General features: G+C 43.0%; 26 protein-coding genes. 10 read left to right on the forward strand and 16 right to left on the reverse strand.

Annotated features, from left to right (window positions below; translation table 11 throughout):
- Positions 1 to 47: 47 nt before the first annotated feature.
- Both JFC10_RS07080 and proC read right to left on the reverse strand, forming a co-directional pair.
- Positions 48 to 617 carry a YggT family protein gene (locus JFC10_RS07080; RefSeq protein WP_060490268.1) on the reverse strand — a complete coding sequence of 190 codons (570 nt, stop codon included), beginning with the start codon at positions 615 to 617 and terminating at the stop codon, positions 48 to 50.
- 230 nt (positions 618 to 847) lie between these two features.
- Entirely contained in the window at positions 848 to 1681 is an 834-nt protein-coding gene (gene proC, locus JFC10_RS07085; RefSeq protein WP_198332257.1) for a pyrroline-5-carboxylate reductase, read from the reverse strand.
- A 218-nt stretch (positions 1682 to 1899) separates the two neighbouring features.
- Between proC and JFC10_RS07090 the strand changes: the two genes are divergently transcribed.
- Positions 1900 to 2412 carry a GNAT family N-acetyltransferase gene (locus tag JFC10_RS07090; RefSeq protein ID WP_198332258.1) on the forward strand — a complete coding sequence of 171 codons (513 nt, stop codon included), beginning with the start codon at positions 1900 to 1902 and terminating at the stop codon, positions 2410 to 2412.
- Positions 2413 to 2466: 54 nt separating this feature from the next.
- Here the strand turns inward: JFC10_RS07090 and tilS are convergent, their stop codons facing one another.
- The 3 genes from tilS to ppx form a co-directional block, all read right to left on the reverse strand.
- Positions 2467 to 4026: a tRNA lysidine(34) synthetase TilS gene (tilS, locus tag JFC10_RS07095; RefSeq protein ID WP_198332259.1), complete on the reverse strand. Its 1560-nt coding sequence runs from the start codon at positions 4024 to 4026 to the stop codon at positions 2467 to 2469.
- A gap of 217 nt (positions 4027 to 4243) precedes the next feature.
- Positions 4244 to 5047, reverse strand: coding sequence for an acetyl-CoA carboxylase carboxyltransferase subunit alpha (locus JFC10_RS07100; protein WP_198332260.1), 804 nt, complete (start codon positions 5045 to 5047; stop codon positions 4244 to 4246).
- Positions 5048 to 5274: 227 nt separating this feature from the next.
- Entirely contained in the window at positions 5275 to 6801 is a 1527-nt protein-coding gene (gene ppx, locus JFC10_RS07105) for an exopolyphosphatase (protein WP_198332261.1), read from the reverse strand.
- Positions 6802 to 7201: 400 nt separating this feature from the next.
- Between ppx and JFC10_RS07110 the strand changes: the two genes are divergently transcribed.
- Positions 7202 to 7606: an Mpo1-like protein gene (locus JFC10_RS07110; protein ID WP_198332262.1), complete on the forward strand. Its 405-nt coding sequence runs from the start codon at positions 7202 to 7204 to the stop codon at positions 7604 to 7606.
- 65 nt (positions 7607 to 7671) lie between these two features.
- Positions 7672 to 8049, forward strand: a complete 378-nt coding sequence (locus JFC10_RS07115) for a TipAS antibiotic-recognition domain-containing protein (protein WP_010196086.1) — start codon at positions 7672 to 7674, stop codon at positions 8047 to 8049.
- Between the two features lie 146 nt (positions 8050 to 8195).
- Here JFC10_RS07115 and hemL read toward each other — a convergent pair whose 3' ends face one another.
- Together hemL and JFC10_RS07125 are read right to left on the reverse strand one after the other, a co-directional pair.
- Complete coding sequence (hemL, locus tag JFC10_RS07120; protein ID WP_198332298.1) at positions 8196 to 9497, reverse strand: glutamate-1-semialdehyde 2,1-aminomutase; 1302 nt, start codon at positions 9495 to 9497, stop codon at positions 8196 to 8198.
- 97 nt (positions 9498 to 9594) lie between these two features.
- The gene (locus tag JFC10_RS07125) at positions 9595 to 9948 is read right to left on the reverse strand and encodes a zinc ribbon domain-containing protein YjdM (protein ID WP_226914243.1); all 354 of its coding nucleotides are present in this window, start codon (positions 9946 to 9948) and stop codon (positions 9595 to 9597) included.
- A gap of 325 nt (positions 9949 to 10273) precedes the next feature.
- Between JFC10_RS07125 and ygfZ the strand changes: the two genes are divergently transcribed.
- Together ygfZ and JFC10_RS07135 are read left to right on the forward strand one after the other, a co-directional pair.
- Entirely contained in the window at positions 10274 to 11047 is a 774-nt protein-coding gene (ygfZ, locus tag JFC10_RS07130; RefSeq protein WP_193011100.1) for a CAF17-like 4Fe-4S cluster assembly/insertion protein YgfZ, read from the forward strand.
- Between the two features lie 74 nt (positions 11048 to 11121).
- Entirely contained in the window at positions 11122 to 12447 is a 1326-nt protein-coding gene (locus JFC10_RS07135; RefSeq protein WP_198332263.1) for a D-amino acid dehydrogenase, read from the forward strand.
- Between the two features lie 76 nt (positions 12448 to 12523).
- Here the strand turns inward: JFC10_RS07135 and JFC10_RS07140 are convergent, their stop codons facing one another.
- The 3 genes from JFC10_RS07140 to JFC10_RS07145 all read right to left on the reverse strand — a co-directional run bounded on the left by JFC10_RS07140 (position 12524) and on the right by JFC10_RS07145 (position 15556).
- Positions 12524 to 14374 carry a molybdopterin oxidoreductase family protein gene (locus JFC10_RS07140; protein ID WP_265089967.1) on the reverse strand — a complete coding sequence of 617 codons (1851 nt, stop codon included), beginning with the start codon at positions 14372 to 14374 and terminating at the stop codon, positions 12524 to 12526.
- A gap of 29 nt (positions 14375 to 14403) precedes the next feature.
- Complete coding sequence (locus JFC10_RS15000; RefSeq protein WP_265089966.1) at positions 14404 to 14736, reverse strand: hypothetical protein; 333 nt, start codon at positions 14734 to 14736, stop codon at positions 14404 to 14406.
- 127 nt (positions 14737 to 14863) lie between these two features.
- Positions 14864 to 15556: a TetR/AcrR family transcriptional regulator gene (locus JFC10_RS07145; protein ID WP_198332264.1), complete on the reverse strand. Its 693-nt coding sequence runs from the start codon at positions 15554 to 15556 to the stop codon at positions 14864 to 14866.
- Between the two features lie 511 nt (positions 15557 to 16067).
- Here JFC10_RS07145 and JFC10_RS07150 point away from each other — a divergent pair.
- From JFC10_RS07150 to JFC10_RS07165, 4 genes are all read left to right on the forward strand, one after another.
- Positions 16068 to 16271, forward strand: coding sequence for a CsbD family protein (locus tag JFC10_RS07150; protein ID WP_193011096.1), 204 nt, complete (start codon positions 16068 to 16070; stop codon positions 16269 to 16271).
- A 710-nt stretch (positions 16272 to 16981) separates the two neighbouring features.
- A complete protein-coding gene (locus JFC10_RS07155; protein WP_198332265.1) occupies positions 16982 to 17659 on the forward strand; it encodes a PepSY domain-containing protein in 678 nt (225 codons plus the stop codon).
- 201 nt (positions 17660 to 17860) lie between these two features.
- Positions 17861 to 18199, forward strand: a complete 339-nt coding sequence (locus tag JFC10_RS07160) for a hypothetical protein (RefSeq protein WP_198332266.1) — start codon at positions 17861 to 17863, stop codon at positions 18197 to 18199.
- Between the two features lie 338 nt (positions 18200 to 18537).
- The gene (locus JFC10_RS07165; protein ID WP_198332267.1) at positions 18538 to 18909 is read left to right on the forward strand and encodes a hypothetical protein; all 372 of its coding nucleotides are present in this window, start codon (positions 18538 to 18540) and stop codon (positions 18907 to 18909) included.
- A gap of 9 nt (positions 18910 to 18918) precedes the next feature.
- On the opposite strand, the gene JFC10_RS07170 is transcribed toward JFC10_RS07165, so the two are convergent.
- Both JFC10_RS07170 and JFC10_RS07175 read right to left on the reverse strand, forming a co-directional pair.
- Entirely contained in the window at positions 18919 to 19230 is a 312-nt protein-coding gene (locus JFC10_RS07170) for an NGG1p interacting factor NIF3 (RefSeq protein ID WP_193010978.1), read from the reverse strand.
- Between the two features lie 24 nt (positions 19231 to 19254).
- Positions 19255 to 19902, reverse strand: coding sequence for a DNA-3-methyladenine glycosylase (locus JFC10_RS07175; protein ID WP_198332268.1), 648 nt, complete (start codon positions 19900 to 19902; stop codon positions 19255 to 19257).
- A 294-nt stretch (positions 19903 to 20196) separates the two neighbouring features.
- Between JFC10_RS07175 and JFC10_RS07180 the strand changes: the two genes are divergently transcribed.
- Positions 20197 to 21516 (forward strand): short-chain fatty acid transporter, encoded by a 1320-nt coding sequence (locus JFC10_RS07180; RefSeq protein ID WP_198332269.1) that lies wholly within the window; start codon positions 20197 to 20199, stop codon positions 21514 to 21516.
- 291 nt (positions 21517 to 21807) lie between these two features.
- On the opposite strand, the gene purC is transcribed toward JFC10_RS07180, so the two are convergent.
- The 4 genes from purC to JFC10_RS07200 all read right to left on the reverse strand — a co-directional run bounded on the left by purC (position 21808) and on the right by JFC10_RS07200 (position 25555).
- Entirely contained in the window at positions 21808 to 22521 is a 714-nt protein-coding gene (gene purC / locus JFC10_RS07185) for a phosphoribosylaminoimidazolesuccinocarboxamide synthase (protein ID WP_193010975.1), read from the reverse strand.
- A gap of 130 nt (positions 22522 to 22651) precedes the next feature.
- Positions 22652 to 22966 carry a hypothetical protein gene (locus JFC10_RS07190; protein ID WP_226914216.1) on the reverse strand — a complete coding sequence of 105 codons (315 nt, stop codon included), beginning with the start codon at positions 22964 to 22966 and terminating at the stop codon, positions 22652 to 22654.
- A gap of 35 nt (positions 22967 to 23001) precedes the next feature.
- Complete coding sequence (dapA, locus tag JFC10_RS07195; RefSeq protein WP_193010973.1) at positions 23002 to 23907, reverse strand: 4-hydroxy-tetrahydrodipicolinate synthase; 906 nt, start codon at positions 23905 to 23907, stop codon at positions 23002 to 23004.
- Between the two features lie 439 nt (positions 23908 to 24346).
- A complete protein-coding gene (locus JFC10_RS07200) occupies positions 24347 to 25555 on the reverse strand; it encodes a metallophosphoesterase family protein (RefSeq protein WP_198332270.1) in 1209 nt (402 codons plus the stop codon).
- Positions 25556 to 25622: the final 67 nt, after the last annotated feature.

Here is a 25622-nt window from a genome sequence, read left to right on the forward strand (position 1 = left end):
CTATTGGTAATATTAGATAGCAGCTTTCAAGTGACCATTAATCCAGCTCAACCCAACATCGGCATGAAGCTCGCGGCAAAGCCACCAATAAACATCTCAAGCAAAATAAAAGCAATGAATGCGACCATTGGTGATAAATCAATCATGCCCAAGTTTGGCGTGATTCGACGAAATGGTGCCAAGATTGGCTCCGCTAAATTGACAATGATACCAATAATCGGATGCTGAGATTGGGTAAATACCACAATCCAGCTGACAATGATGGAACCAATGACGAGATAGCGACACATACGTAAAAAGTCTAATACCAAGCTGATAGTACCAGTGAAAAATAACGGTACAGGAGCGATACCTTTATGTGTCAGTGCTGCTTTTCCAGAGATATCGATCAAACGAATCAAAAACATCAAGACGATAGCCGCAATACTGATACGCCCTTGCCCGACGGTTGGAAAAATACGCCCAAACACGTCGACAATGTGCGTTGCTTTGTAGGCAGGCGCAATCATGGGATTGCTGGCATCCATCCCTGCAAATTGCAGCATAAAGCGAATAAACACCAACATCATGGCGAAGGTGGTGACCAAATCAAAGATTTGAAATAACATGTTGTTCATGAAGTGCTACTCAATGTGACATTATTAACAGGTTTTGGGATGACGACTGTCATTACTAGGTGCTTGGTATTGGTGCTTAATATTGGTGCTTAATATTGGTGCTTAATATTGGTGCTTAATATTGGTGCTTAATATTGGTGCTTAATATTGGTGCTTAATATTGGTGCTTAATATTGGTGCTCAGGCGCGTCATTCGCTTTTAGCAAATAACGCGCCTGAGATATGGATGATTATTTACTCATCTCTTCACTCAAGGCTTGGCTACGGTCATAGCAGGCCTGCATAGCCTCAACGATTTGACCACCGATATCATTGGCTTGCATTGACTCAACAGCGGCTTGGGTTGTCCCATTTGGCGAGGTGACCTTGCGACGCAATTCGGCAGGTGCATCCTCACTATTCATCGCCATTTTTGCCGCGCCTAGCATGGTTTGCATAGCGAGCGCTGAAGCCTGCTCTTTATCCAAACCTAAAGCCACTGCCCCGTCAATCATGGATTCAATGAAGTAAAACATATACGCTGGCGCTGATCCTGATACGGCGGTTACCGCATGCATGTGTTCTTCATTATCGACCCACATGACCAATCCTGATGCTTCCATCACCGCCGTTGCTAACTGCTTTTGTTCAGCAGAAATATTATCAGTACCGTACAGACCCGTTGCGCCCATTTGAATCATTGCAGGGGTATTTGGCATCGCACGGACGATATTGTCATAGCCACCCAACATGTCAGATAAAAGCTCAGTCGACAAACCTGCTGCCACTGAAATTACCAACTGCTTGTCTAAGACATCCGCAAAGCTACTGACTACCGCTTTCATCACTTGCGGCTTGACCGCCAGCACCACAATGTCAGCATCGATAATGGCAGCTTTTGCATCAGCAGTTGGATCAACCGTATTCAGTCCTTTAGCAGCCAATTGCGCGCGCGCTTCACTGCTAGGATCAGCAACGGTAATTAAACTCGGTTTGACACCGCAGCTAACAAGCCCGCTAATCAAAGCCTGCGCCATATTTCCGCCACCGATAAAGCTGATTTTCTTATTATCTAATACTGACATACATGTCTCCTATTCAAAAATCCAAAGGTACTCAAACTAACATAATGATAGGTAAAATGACACTCAGTTTACCATACTGCTACTGGCATCGTTTGATAAATTGACGGCATCTAACCCTGTCATACGCTCCGTTGAACCACAGAATTGCCATGGACTATTGCACAACCAAACGGTTAGATTAACAAGGGAATTATATAAAATCAGTGATGGGGACTAATATGTTTTTCATTCGTAAAGCCAACCCTGAGGATTATGCAAATATTGCTACCATTCACTTCAAAAGTTGGCATGCCGCCTATTTAGGTTTGCTACCAGCGTCCTATATCAATGATAAAAACACCTTATGTAAAAAGAAAAAAATGTGGCAGGGGTTGATGGCGCATCCTGATGTTATTGTCTGGATAGCATATGATGCTCATCATAATAATTTGGGGTTTATTGGGTACTTCACTAATCATAAAGATTATGAAATTACCACATTGTATGTTTTGCCCGACTATCAAGGATTGGGTATAGGTACTCAATTAATGACAGCATCATTACAAGCCCTCTTAGAATCTCATATCAATGCCCATTTTTCTTTATGGGTATTAGAAGCTAATGTAGCTGCTATTGATTTCTATCAAAAATTTGGCTTTGTAGGTAATGGCGAAAAGAGTGAAGAATGCTACAAAAATATGCAAATAATAGATATTAAAATGGTCAGAAAGCTTAATGCCCTGATGCCCTAGCCCTAGCCCTAGCCCTAGATAGCTTGACCTCCTAAAAGGTTTAAGTCACAAACATTAAAAAGCGTTATTTATGCTTAGACTGTTACTAATAACACTGTCGAAACTGCCAATATTGTCTGGTGTGTCTGTCAGCGATTTACTCACCCCTAACACCCAGCTCTCAAAAGGTGATACCAGCAATAATGGCCACTCTTTATCCTGCTGCACGGACACGGCGCTGACCACCACCAAACTCTCGCGTAACCATACAGGCACGCCAAGCGTTTGATATAGTTTCTTACCCGCTTGTGGACGTGATGCCAAGGCAGTTTGCACACGCTGCTGACGACCTAATGGCGCAAAGGTAATCTCAAGACTGTCATCATCACCTTGATAGCTGTCTAATAGTTCTGCCAAGATATCTGGCATCATCTGCACCTGCCAAGTGAATTTATTATCCCTGCGTAAGGTAACTGACACAGGCTGGGCAGACATTGTATTAATATCAGCCACAACAAGATTAGATAAGGGCTGCAGCTGTTTGACAAGCGGCAATGCTAACCACTTGAGCCACTCACTGCTTAAACGGTAAAGCTGCTGACGGTAGCGGCAAATCGTATAGGACTGCTTGCGACCTTGCCAAAAAAGCGCCGTTTGATGATCAGGATCATCACGTTGGCTTAGCATGAATACATCATCGACCAGCTGCTTAGCAGGCGGTAATGGTTCATCTTGACCCAACCAATGATGCAATAGTTGACGCTGACGATAAATGGGTAATGCTTTTAGCTTGTCTATATTTAGCACGCGATGTGCAGGTGGTAACTGTGATGATACTACCTCGGTCTGCTGCAAATCCTCTACCGCTTGCGCATTGATTATTAATTGGGCGTCACTCAATAGCTGCGCGCTACGGGCAATATTATCAATGACATTGGAATTATAGGTCGCCAATACTGGCATGATGTCGAGGCGTAGCCCACTACGTACATTATCACCAGCATCATTGGTCGGGTCATCGATATAAGGCAGCTTTAGGCACTGAGCATAATTGCTGATATTGGCGCGTTTGACCGTCAGCCAAGGTCGCCATAGTGCCATACGCTGTGCGCCCTGCGTTTGGATACGCCACGGCTGCATACCCGACAGACCATTCACCCCAGCGCCTTGAATCAGACGCATCAGCACCGTCTCTGCTTGGTCATCGGCATGATGCGCTAAGAGCAATACATCATCTTGATTGAGTTGCGCTCGCATGACGTCATAACGAGCTTGCCTTGCGGCTTGCTCATCATGACCATTCACTTGCGCACGCAAAATCCGACACGGTATCTGCTGCGCTTTTGCCCAATGAGCGACATGTGTCGCCCAAGTACCACTATCTACTTGCAAACCATGATTAACATGCAGCAACTGCGGTAAAAATGGCAACTTACCTTGGCGATAGAGCTGGACACACAGCGCAGCCAATGCTAATGAATCACGACCACCACTACAAGCCAGCCAAAGCCGTCGACCGTGCAGCTGTTCACCAAATTCAGCCATGCTGCTCAATAAGGCTTTTGCCAGATCGGCATCGACAGGCAAGTCTGCGATTGGCTTAATAGGATGCGAGAGAATTGCACTGCTGGTCATAATCAGCCTTATTTATTTAGCATGCATACATGAATTGACGTATAAATGAATGAGCCTATACATCAGTTACAGCATCAGTTACGACGTATATTAACAGCCACAAAAAAACGCGCCATAAAATGACACGTTTTATTTTAGCATTAAGACTAAGTCTCTAATAAGAAAAGCTTTGTATTCATTAATAGAGGCTTAGTAACAGAGGTGTCGTAGCAACCAATTAAGCAGGCAACATCACTTCTGAGTTAAAAGTTTTCAGCTTCTCATAACGCAGCTCACAACGCGCGTGTGCGTCTAAATCTTTAATCTCATCTAATTGCTCGGCAATAAGTGCTTTCAAGGCCATCATGACTGGTTGCGGCTGAATATGAGCACCTTCACCTTCTTCAATGACAGCATCAATTAAGCCCATTTGATATAAATTAATCGCGTTTAATTTCAAGGCTTCACTGGCGTCCTGTGCTTTCTCAGCTGTTTTCCACAGAATGGAGGCACAACCTTCCGGAGAGATAACCGAATAAATACTATTTTGTAGCATATTGACTTTATCACCAACACCAATTGCCAACGCACCACCTGAGCCGCCTTCACCGATAATGGTCACGATAATAGGCACTTTTAGGCTAGAGAAAACGGCGATACTTTCGGCAATGGCTTGCGCTTGTCCGCGCTCTTCAGCACCAATACCCGGATAAGCGCCTTGGGTATCAACAAAGGTCATCACAGGGATGTTAAAACGCTCAGCCATTTTGACCAAACGAATTACTTTGCGGTAGCCTTCAGGATTGGCCATGCCAAAGTTATGAGCAATACGCTCACGGGTGCTGCGACCGCGATGTTGACCAATCACCATCACAGGCTGACCATCAAAACGCGCCAGACCACCAAGAATGGCTTTGTCATCGGCATAAGCACGGTCACCGTGCAACTCATCGAATTCGGTAAACAGCTGATTAACATAGTCCATAAATAATGGACGCTTGGCGTGCCGTGCAAGCTGCACACTATCCCAGACAGTGCTCATAGACGCTTCCCTTTAATAATTATACTTAATGTATTTATGTTTAAGAATAATATCGTTATCAATTTTCAGATAATGAAAGTACAGTTGTAAACTCAATAGAAGCTATAGTAGCACATCTTAAATGGCATAACATTACTGACAAAGCCGCTTTTGTTACGTTAATCTGTAGCATACTCATTACAATAGTAACGGCATCGTGTTGATCGCTCAGTGCAAAGCAGCGCTGTCTAGGCCTCAACCACGCTCAGCGTCACGCCCCATTTAGCAAACTGCTCAATCTCAGTATGCAGATCCGGCAATAAGAAAGCATAGTGCTCACTGCTATCGGCAACGGTGATTTGCCAGCAATTATCATCCATGGCTTGTAACTGTAATTCTGGTAACTCATAATCGCTGCGGCTGTGATGCGCCAGTACAGCCAAACGTAGCAGCAGACAGAGATAAACGAGCTGATTACCACCGATAGTACAGGCCTGCTCTAACATATCGGCCTTGAGCTTACGACGATGATTGAGCATCAGCTGTGCCATGCGTTTTTGATCGACTTGCGAAAACCCTGGAATATCAGAATACTCAAGCAAATACGCGCTGTGCTTATGATAACTACTATGACTGATTGCCAACCCTATCTCATGCAAGAAAGCAGCACGCCTGAGTAAATCACAATCATCATTGGTAAGGGCGAGCTTCTCCTTCACTTGCTCAAATAAATGACGACTGGTTTTCACCACTTGTTTGGCTTGTTTTTTATCACCTGAATAACGCTTAATCAGCGCCAGGACACTGCGGTCACGAACATCTTCGCTAGCAAAGCGGCCAAGCATGTCGTACATCACACCCTCACGTAGTGCACCATCTGAGTAAGTAATGGTGTCTACACCCAGCACTTTCATCACCGCACGCAATACCGCAACCCCTGCTGGGAAGACTGCTTTGCGGTGTTCCTTAACGCCTTCTAAATCGATGTCGTCGACGTTGCCAATCTTAAGCAACAGTTTCTCTAACTTTTTGACGCCTTTATAAGTGATGCGCTCTTGCTCATCAGCCCAGCCCTTAGATACCAGCACATTACGTACTGCTTTAATCGTCCCACTCGAACCAACCACACTACTCCAACCCAATTTTTGATAGCGACCCTGAATTGCTAACACTTCTTTGCGAGCGGCTGATATCGCATTATTAAAGGCTTCTTTCGTGATTTGACCATCCGCAAAGTACTTTTGGGTAAAGGCCACACAGCCCATCTGCAAACTCTCGGTCAACAGCGGATCGAACTCTTGACCAATGATAAACTCTGTCGAACCGCCACCGATATCGATGACCAAACGCTTGTCACTACTGGCATTGGTGTGTGACACACCCAAATAAATCAAGCGCGCCTCTTCTCGTCCCGCGATAATCTCAATGGGCTTGGGTAAAATTTTATTGGCACGGGCAATAAAGTCATTGGCGTTTTTGGCTTGGCGTAAAGCGTTGGTCGCAACCACGCGAATGCGTTCGGGTGGCACCGAATCCAAACGTGCCACAAATCGGCTCAAACAGTCGAGACCTCGCTGTTCAGCTGCCGCACTTAAGATATTATTCTCATCCAAGCCTGCGGCGAGCTGTACTTTTTCAGACATAGAAACTACTTTTCGCACCTCACCATGGTCAAGACGCGCAATGGCCAGATGAAAACTATTGGAACCGATATCAATGGCTGCCATCATTTCATCATCAGCAAGTGGCGGATTTGTAAGGTAGTCAATAGGCATAATAGGAATCGTTACCGTGTTAGATAAAAGGGAGAGGATATGGGTTAAAAATCAGACGATTGAGCCATATAAACAGCACAGCTACACCAAATAGTGCCATCTATACAAAGATGCTCACGTATTTGACGCAATTTTCGCCATTAAAGCATTTATGCCAAACACTGGCAAGTGACCCAAATTCTAATTAAGCAGCAAGCGCATCACTAACAAAATAAAAAATGCGCCATAAATAGCCATTGCTTGTGTTAAGGATAGCGTTTTGCTACATTAAAAACGACCAATATTATAATAAATAACAGTTACTTAATGAAAGCATATCCGTTTCAGTAAAACAGAAAGCCCCCTAATTACTCGCCCTAATATTTATGCTCAATAAACGATTAGCAAGGAAGCTAAACAGATGAATCAAACTACCATACAAAACACCACTAAAAATGCTGATGCTCAAGCTGTCAGCAATGCTAAACAAAACATGATAAAAACCGTCAGTCCAACGAAGCAAAAATTTTATGACTTCTATTTAGCTGAGCACCAAAATATGGCTTGCCGACGATTGCACTTTGTCGGTAGTAGCTTTGGCTTATTAGGATTGGCAAAGTCGGTCAAAACTCGTTCGCCAAAACCATTAATCAAGGGCATCGCTGCTGGATATGCTTGCGCTTGGGTCGGTCATTTTTTCTTTGAAAAAAACAAACCTGCCTCGTTTAAATTTCCGTTAAAGAGCTTCGCCAGTGATTTTCGTATGTATAGCGATGTGCTACGCGGCAATTTGAGCCTGAGAGATCGCAAATTTGATCGAGCATAAACAAGATGTTTGTACTATTCGCCAAGTCTGGCACTTATGACTCTAAATGAACGGAATACCTATAAATGAATACATTAACTAAAGCGTATGTGGCTGAGTGTAAAAAGGCTCTTGATGTAGAGCAAACTCACAGTTTGTCAACGACTGATAATTGGGCACACGTCAATAGAGAGCTCGTCCATCAAGACTGGGATATTCTCTACAAGAAACTGGCAGTATATGCCGATGAAACTGCTGTTGATCACGTTGATGTTCAGCGGCTAATGCAAGAGCACTTTGATATAGCTTGTAGGTTTTATACTCCGTCCAAAGAGGCCTATATAGGGATGGGAATATTTTATAAAGAAAATGCAGATATGCAAAAATTTCATAATTCTTATCACCCCGAACTGGTTGATTATTTGGGCGATGCCATTGTTCATTATGCTGGTCATAATTTATAAAATAATACAACCAAACTGGGCATGTCGTGATTTAAGACGTGTCATCATTTAGATTATGCCGCTTAAAACGATTAAATTTTGATTCCAAAAAAACCAGCATGCTCGCTGGTTTTTTTGTGACACATGATAGGCTATAACTTACTAAACTACGCCTTTGCCATTTCGGCAAATATCTCATCAGCAGCTTTGATCGATGCATCAATATCTTCATTGCTATGCTTAATAGACATAAAGCCCGCTTCATAAGCAGAAGGTGCCAAATAAATACCACGATCGAGCATGCCATGGAAGAACGTATTAAACACCGTCATATCGCACTCTGTCACGTCATCGAAGTTCTTTGGCGTGTCAGTTTCATTGTCTTTAACAAAGAACATGCCAAACATACCGCCCAATTTATTGGTACGCATGTTGATGCCATGTTTGTCAGCCGCCGCTTGAAAACCGTCTACTAGACGATCAACTTTCGCTGCTAACTCATCATAAAAACCGTCTGCCGTTAAGTCTTCAAACATCGCAATACCCGCACGCATCGCGAGTGGGTTTCCTGATAACGTACCAGCTTGGTAGACACCGCCAAGTGGTGCAATGCAAGACATCACTTCTTTTTTACCACCGAAAGCACCCACTGGCAGACCTGCACCGATAATTTTGCCAAAGCAAGTTAAATCAGGGTCGATACCGAAATGCGCTTGTGCACCGCCAAGTCCGACGCGAAAGCCGGTCATGACTTCATCAAAGATAAGCACTGAACCGTTGGCAGTACACTCTGCACGCAACGTATCATGGAATTCTTGGGTCGGAATGACCATATTCATGTTGCCAGCGATCGGCTCTAAGATCACGCAAGCGACTTCTTCGCCCCATTTCTCAAAACAGTCTTTAATCGCTTGCGGATCATTATAAGGAATGGTAATGGTGTGCTTGGCAAAATCAGCTGGCACACCTTTTGATGTTGGCTCGCCAATATCTAGCATGCCCGAACCTGCTTTTACCAATAAGCTGTCTGAATGACCATGATAGCAGCCTTCAAACTTAACGATTTTGTCACGTTGAGTATAGCCACGAGCCAAACGAATCGCACTCATCGTCGCTTCTGTACCAGAGCTGGTCATACGAATCATCTCAACGCTTGGGACAATTTCGCAAATTTTATCGGCAACCGTTGTTTCAAACGGCGTTGGCGTACCAAAACTTAGACCATCATCAGCCGCTTTTTTGACCGCATCAATGACTTTAGGGTGTGCATGACCCAAAATCATTGGGCCCCAAGAGCCAACATAATCGATATAGGCATTGTCTTCGGTGTCATAAATTTTGCTACCGTTAGCACGGTGCATAAAAATAGGCGTGCCACCGACACCAGCAAAGGCACGGACTGGCGAGTTTACGCCGCCAGGAATATGTTTGCGGGCTTGCGCAAATAGCTGTTCGTTTTTAGTGCTCATCATTATTCTCTACTTATTGGTTCTGTCTTATTTTATTAAAAATAACTTTGCTGCTTGTTTTTAATGCTTGGCAGATTTTTAAAGCACATTTAATAAATTATGCTTTTTTCACCACTGACGATTTTAATTTCATTGGGCCAAAACCATCAAGTTTACAGTCAATATCATGACCATCAGACGCATCGGGCAGCAGGCGAATACCTTTTGCTTTTGTACCGACTTTAATAACGGTCGATGAGCCTTTGACTTTTAAGTCTTTAATCACGGTGACGGTATCGCCATCTTGCAGCTCATTACCGACCGCATCACGAATGACCGCATCTTGCTCTTCAGCTTGCGCCGCATCGGTTTCAGCCGCGGTCCACTCATGAGCACACATAGGACATACCAGTAACGCACCATCTTCGTACGTATATTCAGCATCGCATTTTGGGCAATTGGGTAAGCTCATAATTTCCTCGTCAGCCGTGATAAATTGGGTGTATTCTAGAGCTAACATTGTACCGCAACTCACCAGCTTTAACCAATCGCTTCGGTTGTAAATGCTGTACTGTGCCCAATGTATACATTCGCTCATGTCTTACAGCAGACCTTTTTTATCACACGGTGTTTTGTGGTACTCTGCTTTAACTAATTTTGGTTCGATGGCCATATGTCTTTAAATGGCAAAAACCTCAATATCTACTTTAGCAATTACTTTAATAACTCAGTGTTCATCACAATATCTGAGGCTATACTACTTATAACGATAGCTACTTATGAATAGGATAATAATAATGACTCAATCAAGCGTATCGACACTCTCATCAACATTGCCACAATTTGTTCAACTAACAATTCAAGGTGAAGATGCGGAAAAATTCTTACAAGGTCAGCTCACATCTGATGTCACCAAGCTCGGACTCAGTTATCAAGCAACGGCGCTTAGTAATTTAAAAGGTCGCATTGACTTTGGTTTGTGGATAAAAAAACAAGATGAAAAGCATTATGATGTGGTTATCAGTGCCGATTGTGCTGAGGCTTTTCAAGCCCATTTAAAAAAGTTCGGTGCCTTTTCAAAGTTTGACACCAGTGTGCCCGCGCCCATTTATCCTTGCGTGCTCGATGAAGTGCCAACCTTTAGCCATCAGGAAGACCACAATACGCCAGCAGATACCCAAGCGTGGATGCAAGCGAGTCTTGCCATTGGCAACTATTGGATAGTTGCTGCCACGCAAGGTCTGTTTCAGCCACAAGAGCTGCGTCTGCATCAGCGCGGTGGTATGGACTATGATAAAGGCTGCTATCTTGGTCAAGAAGTGATTGCCCGTATTTATTTTAAAGCAGCACCAAAAGCGTTTTTACATTATGTCAGCGGCGCAGGTGATGTGCCAGCAGCCGGCGACAAGCTAGAAAAAATCCATGTGGTTAATGCGATTGCCGATGACAATATTAATGGTAATGGTTTTAAAGCATTGGTCGTTGCCCGTCCAGAGCATTTAGCGGATAGTGAGCTTACGATATTAGACTTACCGCCAGCACTGCAAGCCGATGTTGCGCGCCAAAAATAGTACGGCATAATGAATGACGCGAAACAAGCAGTACTCTTCAAAACATTTTTACTAAAAAAGCAGCAGAGCAATCTATGACTCATATTGCGGTACTCGGAGCGGGCGTGGTGGGCGTGACCACCGCATGGTATCTTCGCCTAGCAGGCTACGATGTGACCGTCATTGAGCGTGAGCCAGCCGCCGGTATGCAGACCTCATTTGCCAATGGTGGGCAGATATCTGTCTCGCACGCAACCCCTTGGGCCAATCCAGCGGCTCCAATGAAAGCACTTAAATGGCTGTTTCGCGAGGATGCACCACTACTGTATCGCTTGCGTGCTGACAAAGCGCAATTGAAATGGGCAATGCAGTTTTTGCAAGAGTGCCGTGCAGATAAAGCAGATGCCAATCTGGTACAAATGGTACGTTTAGGTTTGTATTCACGAGACGCACTACAACAGCTGCGTGCTGATATTGGTATTGATTACGAGCAGCAAACGCGCGGTATCATGCATTTTTATACCAATCAAGCTGAGTTTGATGCCGCCATTGCGCCAACGGAGCGCATGCAAGAGTTAGGCTGTGAGCGCCATATTATCGATATAAATAATGCCGTTAACCTAGAGCCTGCGCTTTACCCTATTGCTCATAAGCTAAAAGGCGCTACTTATACCAGCCGTGATGAATCCGGTAATGCCCATTTATTTACCCAGCGTTTAGCACAGCGCTGCATAGATGCTGGTGTACAGTTTTTATATGATACCGAGATTCTGGCGTTAAACACTGACGCCCATTTTGCTCGCCCGCATGTGCATAGTATTACCATTCAACCCAAGGGCGAAAACGCGCAAACCTTTAGTGCAGACGGCCATGTACTGGCATTGGGCAGCTATAGCGTATCACTCATGAAACCGCTGCATATTCATCTACCTATTTTTCCCGCCAAAGGCTACTCGGCTACTTATCAAATCAACCCCCGTGCCCCTCATCTAGCACCCTTTGTCAGTCTCATTGATGATGAGTTTAAGCTGGTGACATCACGCCTTGGCGACAAATTACGCGTCGCTGGAACAGCAGAATTTAACGGCTACAATTTGGATTTAAATAGCACCCGCTGTGCAGCCATTACCCGCCGTGTGCAGCAGTTATTTCCCAAAGGTATCATCGCCAATTCTGTGCAATATTGGACAGGGCTACGGCCGATGACCCCATCGAACGTACCGTTGATAGGACGCGCGCATAGAGGTCAAGTCCGTCATGGTAGTCATAATGTGGATGCTGGTTTTGATAATTTATGGCTCAATACTGGTCATGGTACGCTTGGTTGGACCCATGCTTGCGGTTCAGCAAAGGCGATCAGTTTATTGATACAAGGTGAGACACCGCCAGTCGATTTTGATTTTGTTGGCTTAGGAACGTAAAAATTAGAAACGTAAAAAAGGCGCTGATATAAGCACCTTTCTTATTTATATTAAAGACTTTTATTCTAGAGTTATTTTATGCAGCGCTCCCTGATTCAATGTCGGAATTAACATTAGAATCAATGGTCTCCAAATCAACCACTTCTGGCGCGATTGCTTGCAGTTGTACCGGTACGCCATTGACTGCCGCATTGCCACTTAGCTGATCGATTAAGGTATCGTCCGTCAAATCATTGACACTGACGCCAGCATGCGCTTGAGCGATTTTTTGTTTTACTCCTTTACGGCCGTGACCCCAACCATGGGGAATACTCACCACTCTAGGCATCAGCTCATCCGTCACCTCTGCAACAATAACTACACTACCGACGCGCGAGGTAACTTTTACATTCTGACCATCCTCAATACCATATTCTTTTGCTGTTTCAGGATGTAGCATGAGCGTACAGCGTGGCTTACCTTTTACCAAGCGATAGCTGTTATGCAGCCACGAATTATTACTGCGTACATGACGACGACCGATCAATAGAATTTGCTTGTCATCATAACCCTGCACCATTTCTTGTACCCGCTCTAAATCTGCTTGATAAAAATCGACATTGAGATGAATTTTTTTGTCTTTATGTTTTAACGCTTCTGGCAACATCCTTTTGAGAGCACCTAAATCAATACCATGCGGACTTTTCTTCAGTTGCTTTAGATTTAGCCCCTTATAAGGCCCACGCTTTAGACCCTGATCGAGCACAAATTTCGGTCCCAAAACTTTTACTAGCAAACGTTCAGCTTTGGTTGCAAGTGCGGCTTTTTTATCCAAGCGTTTCGCCAGCTCTAAGTAGATTTGCCAGTCATGCTTGGCACTTCTTTTCTTAGTAAACAATGCCTTTGAATATTTGGCGACGTTATGGACGGCAAAATTGTTAAAGGTGACGTCATAATGATCGCGCTCTAGTGGCGATACGGGTGGCAAAATGATATGAGCATGACGGCTGGTTTCTGTGACAAAGTAATCAATAGCGACCATAAAGTCTAAGTTGGCAAAAGCGGTATCTAACTTTTCACCATTCGGTGTACTGAGTACAGGATTGCCCGCGACAGTCATAAATCCTTTTAACTGTCCCGACCCTTCTACCAACATCTCATCCGCCATTGCCACGACGGGATAATCGCCATTAAAATCAGGCAAGTTACTCACGCGACTATGGCGCTTACCTAAATAACCTGGGCCTGAGTTATTGACCACATCGACCGCAGGATTGGGGAACATCAGACCACCCACTTCATCCAAGCGACCTGTGACAATATTAATCAGCATAATCAGATATTGACTCAGTAAGCCAAACTCTTGCACTGATACGCCCATGCGGCCGTAACAGACCGAGCTTTCGGCTTCACAAAACTCTTTGACCAGTCGTCTGATCTCATTTGCGGTAATGCCAGTAATATCAGCAACGGACTCGGCGCTATAATCTTTAGCAAAGTCTGCAATGCTTGCAATCTCTGGCGCGAGCGCCGCCGCTCGATTATTGTTAGCGCATGCCTTGTCCGCATACCCTTGGAGATAAATTTCATTAAGCATGGCAAGCAAGAGCAAAACATCAGTCGCTGGACGAATAAAGTGATGCTCACTAGCAATGTCGGCGGTTTCGGTGCGCCTTGGATCAATCACCACCACTTTACCATCACGTGCTTTGATGTCTTTTAGTTTTTGACGCATATTTGGCGCGGTCATAATACTGCCATTAGATGCCAGCGGATTGCCACCAATGATAAGCATATATTGGGTACGATTGACGTCAGGTACAGGGATGCGCAGCATATGCCCGAACAGATGCATGCTCACAATATGGTGCGGTAACTGGTCGATGGACGTCGCAGAAAAGCGACTGCGCGTTTTGATACTAGTTAATAGATGCTTAATGGTTAACATGCCGCCCAGATTATGGACATTAGGATTGCCTAGATAAATACCGAAGGCATTTTGACCGTGTTTTTCTGTACCGACTGAATACCGGCTGCCACCTTATCCAACGCATCAGCCCAGCTAATCTCTTTCCAACCGTTAGCCGTTCTCTCAACGGGATGACGCAGGCGATCACTGTCTTCATGCAAGTCTTGCAAGGCGGTCGCTTTTGGACAAATATAACCTTTAGAAAATGGATCGTCTTTATCGCCTTTAATCGATAATACCTTTTTACCATCGTGCTTGATGACAATACCGCACATCGCTTCACATAAGTTACAGGTTCTAAAATGTGTTTGTTCATCCGTGTGACTCTTTTCACTACTCATGGCGGCGCTCCCTGTTATTTTTTATTATAGCTTCCACTATATAAATTCCGTTTTATGAAGTTAATAAACTGACTCATCTTAAAAATCTTGAGAATTAGCCAAAGTGCAACATTGATAAGCTGAATAACTAGCCATTTATTCTAAGCCTGTCTTTGGTGAAAAAAGGACTAAAGACTCCATCAAAGTTTTTGCACAACATCTCAATGGCTTGCTGCCGTGAATAACGCTGTTGATGACAGCCCAATATCAATTCATGTACTTGGGCGGCAGCGATATCGACACAGAGATGAACGTCAGATTCCTCAAAAGAGCACTTAGCTGACTGTAATCCTTGCATAAATATCTTGCTCCACTCCTCTCTTATCTCTGTGATTAGACCTCCCAAGCCTTTGCATTCTATTTTTGAATCAAAGCGCAGACTGTCTTCGATTAGACGTTGAAATAAAGTGATGTTTTGAAAGGCGGCATCAAAAATCAATGTTAGGCATTCCTGACAACGCTCATTGAAATCCTCTTTAGACAGCGTTGGATAGTCTTCAAGCATATCTACCCACGCCATGCGCATCGGCGATAAATAGTTGTCTTTAAGCTGCTTGCTTAACACCTGCTGCAACGCATCTAAACTATCAAAATGATTATAAAAACTTGGCTGAGCAATACCTGCACCTTTCGCGATTTTATTCATACTCATACCACAAGTGCCCTCTACGCTATACAGCTGCAAGGCACTTTTCAGTAAGGCATGACGCGTTTTTGCCTTTGCCAGCTCGCGATTTGTTTCCGATTTTGTAGCACTTACACTATCAAGTACATTCACCATCAATCTGCCCCAGCTTGATCTACAAGACAATTATTATTTCAGCTATAAGGCTATAGCCATTTAAACAAGAAGTCTATCACTAAATATTTGACCCTACTCATTCTTAATGATTCGTTTTAACACTCACATTAAAGCAAGCATAAAAAAATAGCCGTCATATCTATGATGACAGCTATTTTTTTGCTTTTATTATTCCTAGATTTAAAGCGTTTTGCGACGTCATTTTTTATAAATTATCGCTAGACTTGTTGATTGTCGTTACGTATGTCACTGATAAAGCACTCTATTTATTACACAAATAGCCAATGCATAACATAGTTGTGTAGATATCCATAATGGAGCAACACTCTCAACATTGCATATACAGACATGGCAATGGTGAGCGCTTATATTAGATATCACCAGTCAGCCGATCAACATCTATTGACGGCATCTGAGTAGAAGCTCGACTAAAGACAGATGGAATAATTGTCTCAATAACTAACTTTATAATAAAAGAAGGAAAATAAGAATGAACGAACATACTCTAAAAGGTGAATGGAACCAAATAAAAGGCTCAGTAAAACAAAAATGGGCTGAGCTTACTGATGATGATTTATTACATGTCAAAGGTAGCCGTGATAAATTGGTTGGTAAAGTCCAAGAACGTTATGGTCATAGCAAAGATGCTGCTGAACGTGAAGTAGATGCATGGCGTCATGAACATAAGTACTAAGTTATTTTAATTCTGAAAAGCAAAAAACCGTATATTTTTTATACGGTTTTTTTATTGCCAGCCCTTAAAACAAATAGCGATTACTTTATTGATTGGGCATTTTTCAAAGTCCAGACACGATAAAACCGCATAGCAATCAACTGTTATGCGGTTTTATTGTTAACCATCCATGTTACCTATCACGACTGTTTCTCATGCATCCTTGCATAATATTCAGCATATTGTGATACTGGGCATCCTGCCCTTTTTACTACAACTACCAGTATTAACTACTGATAGCAGCAAAGGGTATGTGTCCTTACTCCACTTATCATTATCATCCTGATGCTAATAAGTGAATCATTATCCTTAATGCGGTTCACTCAATCCTTGAGTCACATTCCTTAATGCCGTATGACTATAATGCCTAATTCCTAACCTGATGTTAAGTCGCGTGAGCGTCATTACGTGTAAGCATATGCTTACATTGCCCGCATTTTTGACAATGATTACAACTTATTAACGCAAAAGACACTTACCATCAAGTTTTGTCCCTTATCATAGATAATGTAAGAAAATATTTCAAAGCGCATAATGGTAATGTATACAGTGTTAGTAAGCACGCGTTTCTTATGAAGATGAATAATCTACAGAGTCAGAGTGTGTAGGTGCTTGGCTATCACCAGCAATGATGCGACGGGCAATCTAAAAATATTATAGGATATTGGATCATGAAAACCCTAGAGCCTTTCTCATTTAAGACCGTTATATCTGCTGGTCTTGCGGTTGCATTATTGGGTACTACAGTTGGGTGTGCCGTCGTCGGTTCAGGTTATGACAATTACCCAATATATGGTGGTAATGATGATTATGGTAATGATGATTATGGTAACGCTGATTACAACCGCATCAGTCAAAAGCTACGCACTGATCTACGCCGTAAAGGCTATCAGGTTATGGATATTAAATCTGATAACTACCGCGGCAATCGCGCAATGACCGCTTATGCCAAAAAGAACAACCAAGCTTACGAGCTGAAATATACTTATCCCGATCTAAAACTTATTAGCTCAAATAAAAAAGCTTGGTCTAATGTTTGGCAAGATAATAAGTATGAAAAAGACCATTATAAGAAAGATGAATATAAAAATAGTGACAAATATAAGAATAATAAGCGCTACAAGAATGATGATGTCGAAGATAGTATTAAAAGAGAGTCGCGTTATCCAGCAATCAAGCAACGTGCAATCAATAAAATACAAGGCATGGGCTATCGGGTTAAAGATATTGAGCTGGAAGAAAAGAACGGGCGCGGTGTGTTTGAGATCGAGGCCAAGCGCGGGTCGCAGGAGTATGAAATACGACTTGGCTATCCAAACTTAAATGTGATTAAGGTTGAGAAAGACTGATTTCATTGGCTATCTCCTGCTAACAGTCATTTACACAGCATCAAGCTAAGTCTTTGGCGTCATTATTGAATTGATGCCTTTGGCACGATGCTCCCGCCTTAGATGGATTTATTATTTTTTTGGATACACCACTATTCTATATGCTGCATTCTTAACAACAATAGTCACCAAAGTATTATTAAGATAATAGGATTACTTATTATGAAAATATCAGCCTTTTCAGCTTTAAAAAGTGTTTTTTCTGTGGGTGTGGTGGTTGCCTTATTAGGCGCCACCGTTAGTTGTACCACTGTAACGCCCAGATATGACAATCATAAAGGCTATTATCCAAATGGTCATCAGGGTAACGGGAAGTATGAGAATAATGGGCGTTACAATAATGGCAGCTATAAAACAAATAACGGGCGCTATGATAATAAAAAAGATCAGCATAAAAATAAGAATAAGCATTATAAAAATAAAAAAAGTCAGCATAAAAAGAATAACGGCCGCTACAACAATGATGGTCACTATCAAAACAGCCATTACCGTTATAAGTAAATTGACAGTATTGAAGAACTCATAAAAATACGGGTGTAGTCTATCGGCTACACGTTTAGAGAGTAGCTATGCATGTCACTTCTACTAGCAGCATACAGCTTTTAATTATCTTAGAATTGATGAAAATTGCTCGTACTTAATACTTACTTGTACCTAATAATTGCTTAAATTTCCTTTGAGTACGTACCACTAAGTTTTTTGGCATCGTTGACTACTTGATGCCTTTGGTCAAATAAGCCAGCCCTTGGTTTATTTGACCATTTTTTATAGCATGACTTTTTATAGCAAGATTTAGTATGGCATAGTTGCCGATGCCGTTAACATCATAAGAGGATATTATGAAAAAACATCATTTATTAAAAACCACCGCTGCAACCGGTCTCATTACAGCGCTACTGACCATAACGACTGGCTGTGTCACCGCACCGGGGTATAATGCATACGGCGACCTTTATGAGGACATTTATAAAGACAGTAAGGTCTACAAAAAGCATAAGAAGACTATCAACTCTATTGATAAAGAGCTTTATCAGCCTGCTATTGAGCAAAGAGCCGCTAATAAAGTCAGCAATATGGGTTATCAGGTCAAAGACGTCAAATACAAAAAAGGTGACAGTAAAATAAAAGTAAAAGCCCGTCGCGGCGGTGAAGATTACAAAATCGAGCTTGGCTATCCGAGCTATAACGTGATTAAAATTAAAAAAGACTGATAGCTTGGCCTAAAAGGTTAGCAGCTCAATCACATCATAGGCAGGCGTTTCATAAGGATGCGCCTGCTTTAACGCCTCGATAACTTGCTTAATATCAGCATCAGCCACCACCATTTCTACCCGCCATTCCTCAACGGTTTCAAGTTTATCATGCGCTCCAATATTTGGGTTACTGCCTACCAGTGGCATAAACTGCCCTGTTCCCTGCACTTGCCAACAACACTGTTCATAATTGCCAAGCGTCCCAGCGCCCGCTGCAAATAAAGCTAACTTTACTGGCTCTAACGCTGCATTTGGAATAAAAACGGTAAGTTTATACATAACGTGTCCTTTTTTTGGTTGTCTTTACTTCTTAGATAGCGACGGATGATCTGTCCACACATAACGCAATAACCACTCTTTTGCCTCGCCTGCGTAATCAATACCAATACGCGGACGCAGCGATACTGGTGGCTTGCAATCATCCTCTTCTACCCAAACGGCAGACACTGGATGAATAGATTTGCCATACAAGTCACGCTCGATTTGTAAACGCTTGGTCAGCTTACCAGGACCAGCAAACTGCTTAGGATGAATAAGTTGTTGGTCTAAGCTCAGCAATTGCTCCTCTCGCAGGCGATCACTACCCTCTGCCAAAAACCCAGCACGTATCAGTACCGACTCAGGCGAGTCTATAGAACCACTGATTAAATTGAGCATATGATGGACACCATAAGTCAAATACACATAAAAAATGCCACCTTGCTCATACATGATTTCAGTGCGCGGCGTTCGGCTACCAGCATGTGAATGACAGGCAGGATCGCCCTCACCGATATAAGCTTCAGTCTCAGAGATGCGCATGCGTAGCGTTTTTTGCACACCATCACTGTCTGTAAGCTGACGGCACAATACCTTACCAACCAAGTCAGCAGCCACTACACAAGTAGGACGAGTAAACCATGATGGCTCTAAAATAGTAGGCTGCGTCGTGGAAGTTTCAGGCGTTGACATTAGTAATGACCTTTTATACTTTTTATATTATTGAATAATTAGGGCATGTGTAACATTTGACCATGGCACTGACAGTGCCGATTTGTGACTGTTCCACATACCCTAATAAGTTAGCATAAAAATAAAGCAAGATATGGCGCACAGTGTTTAAGGAATGTTCAAATAAACCTTGCAAGGTCGGTATAGCATTAAAAAAGATGATTTCTGCTGAATGAATAAGCATAAAAAAGGAAGAATGAGGTAACATTGGAATGAGGAATGAAACGTAAACTTAGACAAAAAGGAAGTCAAAAAATGAAAGGGATTACACGCTTCTCGAATAGCTTGATGGAAAAATATTTACCAGATCCATTTCTGTTCGTCATTATTTTAACCTTGGTTATTTTTGTAATGGGCTTAGGTTTAACCGACTCTTCACCGGTACAGATGGTGGCGTTTTGGGGTGAAGGCTTCTGGGCTTTGCTGGCATTCTCAATGCAAATGGTCTTGGTGCTAGTAACTGGTTTTGTATTGGCAAGCAGCCCCATATTCAAAAAAGGATTGGGTAAACTTGCCAGTTTCGCAAGCTCGCCAGGTAGTGCGATTATACTGGTCACCTTAGTATCGCTTGCAGCAAGCTGGATTAATTGGGGATTTGGCTTGGTCATTGGGGCATTATTTGCCAAAGAATTGGCGAAGCGTGTCGAAAATGTTGATTACCGTTTATTGATTGCCAGCGCCTATTCTGGATTTATCATTTGGCATGCCGGATTCTCTGGGTCGATTCCATTATCCATTGCAACAGCAGGCCATCCCTTCGTTGATAAAATCGGTGTTATTCCAACAAGTGCAACCATTTTTGCTAGCTATAACCTAATTATCGTTGCAGCATTGGTGATTATCGTCCCTTTATTAAACCGTCTGATGATGCCAAAAAAAGAAGATACGATTACGGTAGATCCAAAACTTCTAGTAGATCCTATCCCTGAGGAGCTGCCAGCCAAATCAGATATGACACCAGCAGAACGTTTAGAAAACAGCTGGATTTTATCAATGGTCATTGGCGTATTGGGCATCGCCTTTATCGTGTATTATTTTGCACAGAACGGTTTTGCTCTAACGCTCGACTTGGTTAACTTTATGTTCTTGTTCCTTGGTATTATATTTCACGGTACACCTCGCAAATATTTGATTGCGGTTCAAGAAGCGGTTAAAGGTGCAGGCGCTATCATCGTCCAATTTCCTTTTTATGCAGGCATTATGGGAATGATGACAGCTTCGGGGTTGGCAGGTGTGATGTCAGAAGCATTTGTCAACGTTTCAACAGCGGAGACGCTACCACTTTTTGCTTTCCTCAGTGCAGGACTCGTCAACTTTTTCGTTCCTTCAGGTGGTGGACAATGGGCAGTACAAGCGCCGATTATGTTAGAAGCGGCGGAAATGTTGGGTAGTGATCCGTCGCGAGTTGCTATGGCTGTGGCATGGGGTGATGCTTGGACAAATATGATTCAGCCGTTTTGGGCATTACCAGCACTGGCGATCGCAGGTCTAAAAGCCAAAGATATCATGGGCTTTTGTGTCATCGTGCTGATTGTCAGTGGTGTTGTGATTGGTTTAGGATTATTGTTTTTATAATAAACTCTAGAACTCTAACCGTACCTGTCTTAACGATAAGGTTATTTTTAACTGTAGAAACAATAGAGTGAATCAAATAGCAGTGGAGCTATCAATCGCTTTGGTTACTTTGGAAACTGCTTTGGTCAAGAGCTATTCAGAATAGCCATATTTGATAATAATGACTGCCTTTAGGCTCGACCCTTTATATTAGGAGTCGTAAGATAAACACTAAAACCCCTTTAAAATCACAAAAAAACTGAGCACATGGCTCAGTTTTTTTATATTATAAAAATATCTTGGTTAAATGGCTTAGCTTAATGGCACACCAATACGGTTAGCCACTTCTTCATAAGCTTCGATGACATCGCCTAATGATTGGCGGAAGCGGTCTTTGTCCAGCTTCTTCTTGGTCGTCTTGTCCCAAATACGGCAACCATCTGGTGAGAACTCATCTCCTAAGACGATACGGTCATGGAACACCCCAAACTCTAGTTTGAAATCGACCAGTATCAAATCACCCGCATCAAACAAAGCTTTTAATACATCGTTAACTTGATGAGTCAGTTCTTCCATCTTAGCCAACTGCTCTTTGGTGGCCCAGCCAAGAGACACAGCAAGTGACTCATTCACCATCGGATCACCCAGCGCATCATCTTTATAAAACAGCTCATACGTAGGCGGTGTCAATGCTTGGCCTTCTTCTAAGCCTAAACGGCGAACCAAGCTGCCCGCAGCAAAGTTACGAACCACGCACTCAACTGGAATCATCTCTAAACGCTTGACCAATACTTCATCTTCAGATAATTGCTTTTCAAAATGCGTTTCGATACCAGCATCAGCCAATTTTTGCATGATGAAAGCATTAAAACGATTATTGACGACGCCTTTGCGTGCTAATTGCTCAATACGTTTTCCATCAAGCGCTGAGGTATCATCGCGGAAATGTAAGATCAGCAGGTCGTTGTCTTCTGTTTCATAGACAGATTTGGCTTTACCTTTATACAGCAGTTGTTGCTTTTGCATTATGGGAGTTCCTGTTCGTTCAAGCTTATGTGGTAAAAACGCGCAGCGACCGCTGATTTTTGTATGACAGAATTAATAATATTTACATTAATCACTGTAAAATGTCAGCGGTACAAATAGGGAAATAGGTTTAATTCGAAGGACTACTAACAGCACGCTCAGGCTTCGGTAGCTGGTACTGATTACCTGATTCGTTCTGTAGTTTCAGCGTATTTGCACCCGCATTAGGGGTTGCATATAAAGGTACAAAAGGAGCTGGCTCTTTGTTAGCGGGCAACTCTATTGGCACAAGCTTCTTGCTTTGCTGATACTCTAAGCTACCATTGTCACGCTTACCGAGTAAGTTTTTGACACTTTGGCAGCCGCTCAGTACTAAGGTGCTTCCCAATATTAAGGTCAGCATTGCAGGGAATATTTTTGCAGTCGGTGATGATGTTTTCATCATATTATCTCTCTGAGTTAGCATTTATACGCATCATTTTATAATAAGTTCGCACGCACCAAGGCTTCATCAATAGTGGCATGATGTTGTTCAGCCAACCATACCAAAGGCAGACGAATTCCGGTATCTATCATACCCATTTTATGAAGCGCATATTTGGCTGGGATAGGACTTGACTCAATGAACAAGTCACGGTGTAAATGCTTGACCACATCATGGACTTTATGAGCCGTGTCAAAATCACCACGAAGCGCCGCTGTAAAAGTCTCGCTCATCGCTTTTGGGGCGACGTTGGCAGTGACTGAGATATTACCCTTACCACCGAATTGCATCAAATCAAGCGCCGTACCGTCATCACCAGATAGCACAACGATTCTATCGCCAACCGCTTTAATCAATTGCTCACCGCGAGCGATAGAGCCTGTGGCATCTTTAATCGCGACGATATTATCGATATCAGCCAAACGTTCTACCGTCTCTTGTGCAATATCAACGACCGTACGTCCTGGCACATTATAGAGCATCTGCGGGATATTCACCGCGCTCGCGATAGCCTTATAATGTTGGTACAAGCCTTCTTGTGGCGGTTTGTTATAATAAGGCGCAACCAATAAGGCACAATCTGCACCAGCATCGGCAGCATCTTGGGTCAGCTTAATGGCTTCCATCGTGTTATTGGCACCTGTTCCAGCAATCACTGGTACACGACCTTTGACGTGCTGAACAAAGTAGCGAATGACATCGCTGTGCTCTTGCATAGACAATGTCGCTGACTCGCCAGTAGTACCAACGGCAACGAGACAATGCGTGCCTTGCTCAATCTGCCAATCTATGAGATCCGCCAGACGTTTATAATCAACCGTGCCGTCAGGATGCATGGGCGTTACCAAGGCTACCATTGAGCCTTGTAGTCGGGTTTTGATCTCGTCGTATGCTGTGCTCATAACCGTGCCTTACTGTATTATCCTAGCTTTTTTCAAAGCTGTCACATGATAGGTCGTTTGCAAGTGTCAATTATTATGTCTATGTCTGCACTCATACTGAGTACATTCATGGGCACCATTGGCAATATCTTGCTTGATATTAATGCTAAGTATTTTTTTATTATCCATATTTTTCTATGATAAAAGCGGTCGCAATGTAGATGCTCAAAGTCGTCTTAACCTTATTTTTGCCAATGACCGACAACGCTTATTTAATACTAAAAATAGAATAATAAAAACGCCTGCTAGTGTAGCATATTTTGATTTGACCGCTATCAATCAATTAACGTTCATTCAATTGAATTGATGATATGCCATCAGAACCTATAAACCAATAGCCTTATTATTCAACTATCAGTTTAGCGCAATGAATCAGCGCTGATAAGCCTTTTGAGTCGTATTAACGAATCGTCAACACATCGATAGTGGGCCGATACAAGCGAAAAGGCAGCCCGCGTGTACCAATACCGCTACTGACAAAGATTTGCGCACTGCCATGTTGGTATAAACCCTGCTGCTTACCCATGCGGCTATTATTTAACAGAGTTGACTGCTCGCTACTACGCTCGATATTTTTTTGTTTTTGTGCCAACCATATATTTTTTTGAATCGCTTTTGCCGCACCAGTAATCAATAGTGGTCGTGGTTGTAAGGATTTTGGCAAATCGCTAATACTATCAAATCGTGAAGCCAAGATGATGACGGGCTTAGTGGCATTAGCAATTTCAGCACCAAGCGCGGCTTTATCAGACGCATTTGCATCTTCAATATCAGCAAATTGTTTAGGGACATCTTGCCAGCCGCAAAGCACAGCAATGGTTGGACTGTCTTCCAAACTTTGCTGTCTAAAGCCCTCTTGATTATTTTTAGGATAGCTTGCATCGGACGTTACTGAAAGCGCATTAGTAGCCCCAGTACATTTGAGTGGCAGCGACGTACACTGCTGACCGATATAGCTGATATCGAGTACATCAAAGGCACTGGACAACGTATCTTCTAATAGTGGCTGTCCTTGCTTGGTCGTGTTGATCGATTGATAACGCAAGTCTGAGGTACTCATCACTGTATAAATAGGCTTATTAACCCCTTTAAACAACATGAGCTGACCCACCAAGTCTGCACTTGGATAATATAACCAATCGCCCGTAATCAGCACAGCATCTGCGGGTAACGCATTAATGGTAGCAACCAATTTACGGATATGGCGCGGCTTGCCGCTATACAAGCCAATGCGTAAATCAGCCAGTACAGCAACCGTCAGCGGTGTGGATAAATCTAAGTCGATTGCATGATGATCTAAGCGTAAACGATTGGGTTGTACCACCACGGTATAAAAATATAACCCCATTGCAAATATAGCCACTAGCACTGGTGTCAATGATAGCTGTGCCAGTATCGGCAACACTTCTTGCAACCAACCTATCACCAACAGTAAAGCCCAAACGGGCATAGTATAAGCGGCATAATATAGTGCCAACTTAAACCAAATACGCATAAACCGTTTGGTAGGATTGGCATTGAACGTTTGTAATCCTGACCACAGTATAATATATGCAAGCAATGCTGCTGCCGTAGAGATACTTAGGATATAAAGAGCATGGTCAGTCATAATTACCTGATGGTTACGGAAGAGTATGAGCCTATCAAACGGCTTACCCTATATTAGAACGTATAAA

Source organism: Psychrobacter aquimaris, assembly GCF_016107525.1.
Classification (GTDB): domain Bacteria; phylum Pseudomonadota; class Gammaproteobacteria; order Pseudomonadales; family Moraxellaceae; genus Psychrobacter; species Psychrobacter aquimaris.

What these genes read in the sequence shown, in the direction of transcription:
- JFC10_RS07200 (WP_198332270.1), bottom strand. Translation starts at nt 25,555, where the DNA reads ATGACTGACCATGCTCTTTATATCCTAAGTATCTCTACGGCAGCAGCA.
- proC (WP_198332257.1), bottom strand. Translation starts at nt 1,681, where the DNA reads ATGTCAGTATTAGATAATAAGAAAATCAGCTTTATCGGTGGCGGAAAT.
- JFC10_RS07100 (WP_198332260.1), bottom strand. Translation starts at nt 5,047, where the DNA reads ATGAGCACTGTCTGGGATAGTGTGCAGCTTGCACGGCACGCCAAGCGT.
- JFC10_RS07090 (WP_198332258.1), top strand. Translation starts at nt 1,900, where the DNA reads ATGTTTTTCATTCGTAAAGCCAACCCTGAGGATTATGCAAATATTGCT.
- JFC10_RS07160 (WP_198332266.1), top strand. Translation starts at nt 17,861, where the DNA reads ATGAAAATATCAGCCTTTTCAGCTTTAAAAAGTGTTTTTTCTGTGGGT.
- JFC10_RS15000 (WP_265089966.1), bottom strand. Translation starts at nt 14,736, where the DNA reads ATGAGTAGTGAAAAGAGTCACACGGATGAACAAACACATTTTAGAACC.
- JFC10_RS07145 (WP_198332264.1), bottom strand. Translation starts at nt 15,556, where the DNA reads ATGGTGAATGTACTTGATAGTGTAAGTGCTACAAAATCGGAAACAAAT.
- JFC10_RS07115 (WP_010196086.1), top strand. Translation starts at nt 7,672, where the DNA reads ATGAATACATTAACTAAAGCGTATGTGGCTGAGTGTAAAAAGGCTCTT.
- JFC10_RS07190 (WP_226914216.1), bottom strand. Translation starts at nt 22,966, where the DNA reads ATGATGAAAACATCATCACCGACTGCAAAAATATTCCCTGCAATGCTG.
- JFC10_RS07110 (WP_198332262.1), top strand. Translation starts at nt 7,202, where the DNA reads ATGAATCAAACTACCATACAAAACACCACTAAAAATGCTGATGCTCAA.
- ppx (WP_198332261.1), bottom strand. Translation starts at nt 6,801, where the DNA reads ATGCCTATTGACTACCTTACAAATCCGCCACTTGCTGATGATGAAATG.
- JFC10_RS07140 (WP_265089967.1), bottom strand. Translation starts at nt 14,374, where the DNA reads ATGTTAACCATTAAGCATCTATTAACTAGTATCAAAACGCGCAGTCGC.
- JFC10_RS07150 (WP_193011096.1), top strand. Translation starts at nt 16,068, where the DNA reads ATGAACGAACATACTCTAAAAGGTGAATGGAACCAAATAAAAGGCTCA.
- JFC10_RS07165 (WP_198332267.1), top strand. Translation starts at nt 18,538, where the DNA reads ATGAAAAAACATCATTTATTAAAAACCACCGCTGCAACCGGTCTCATT.
- JFC10_RS07135 (WP_198332263.1), top strand. Translation starts at nt 11,122, where the DNA reads ATGACTCATATTGCGGTACTCGGAGCGGGCGTGGTGGGCGTGACCACC.
- dapA (WP_193010973.1), bottom strand. Translation starts at nt 23,907, where the DNA reads ATGAGCACAGCATACGACGAGATCAAAACCCGACTACAAGGCTCAATG.
- tilS (WP_198332259.1), bottom strand. Translation starts at nt 4,026, where the DNA reads ATGACCAGCAGTGCAATTCTCTCGCATCCTATTAAGCCAATCGCAGAC.
- hemL (WP_198332298.1), bottom strand. Translation starts at nt 9,497, where the DNA reads ATGAGCACTAAAAACGAACAGCTATTTGCGCAAGCCCGCAAACATATT.
- JFC10_RS07155 (WP_198332265.1), top strand. Translation starts at nt 16,982, where the DNA reads ATGAAAACCCTAGAGCCTTTCTCATTTAAGACCGTTATATCTGCTGGT.
- ygfZ (WP_193011100.1), top strand. Translation starts at nt 10,274, where the DNA reads ATGACTCAATCAAGCGTATCGACACTCTCATCAACATTGCCACAATTT.
- JFC10_RS07080 (WP_060490268.1), bottom strand. Translation starts at nt 617, where the DNA reads ATGAACAACATGTTATTTCAAATCTTTGATTTGGTCACCACCTTCGCC.
- JFC10_RS07125 (WP_226914243.1), bottom strand. Translation starts at nt 9,948, where the DNA reads ATGAGCTTACCCAATTGCCCAAAATGCGATGCTGAATATACGTACGAA.
- purC (WP_193010975.1), bottom strand. Translation starts at nt 22,521, where the DNA reads ATGCAAAAGCAACAACTGCTGTATAAAGGTAAAGCCAAATCTGTCTAT.
- JFC10_RS07175 (WP_198332268.1), bottom strand. Translation starts at nt 19,902, where the DNA reads ATGTCAACGCCTGAAACTTCCACGACGCAGCCTACTATTTTAGAGCCA.
- JFC10_RS07180 (WP_198332269.1), top strand. Translation starts at nt 20,197, where the DNA reads ATGAAAGGGATTACACGCTTCTCGAATAGCTTGATGGAAAAATATTTA.
- JFC10_RS07170 (WP_193010978.1), bottom strand. Translation starts at nt 19,230, where the DNA reads ATGTATAAACTTACCGTTTTTATTCCAAATGCAGCGTTAGAGCCAGTA.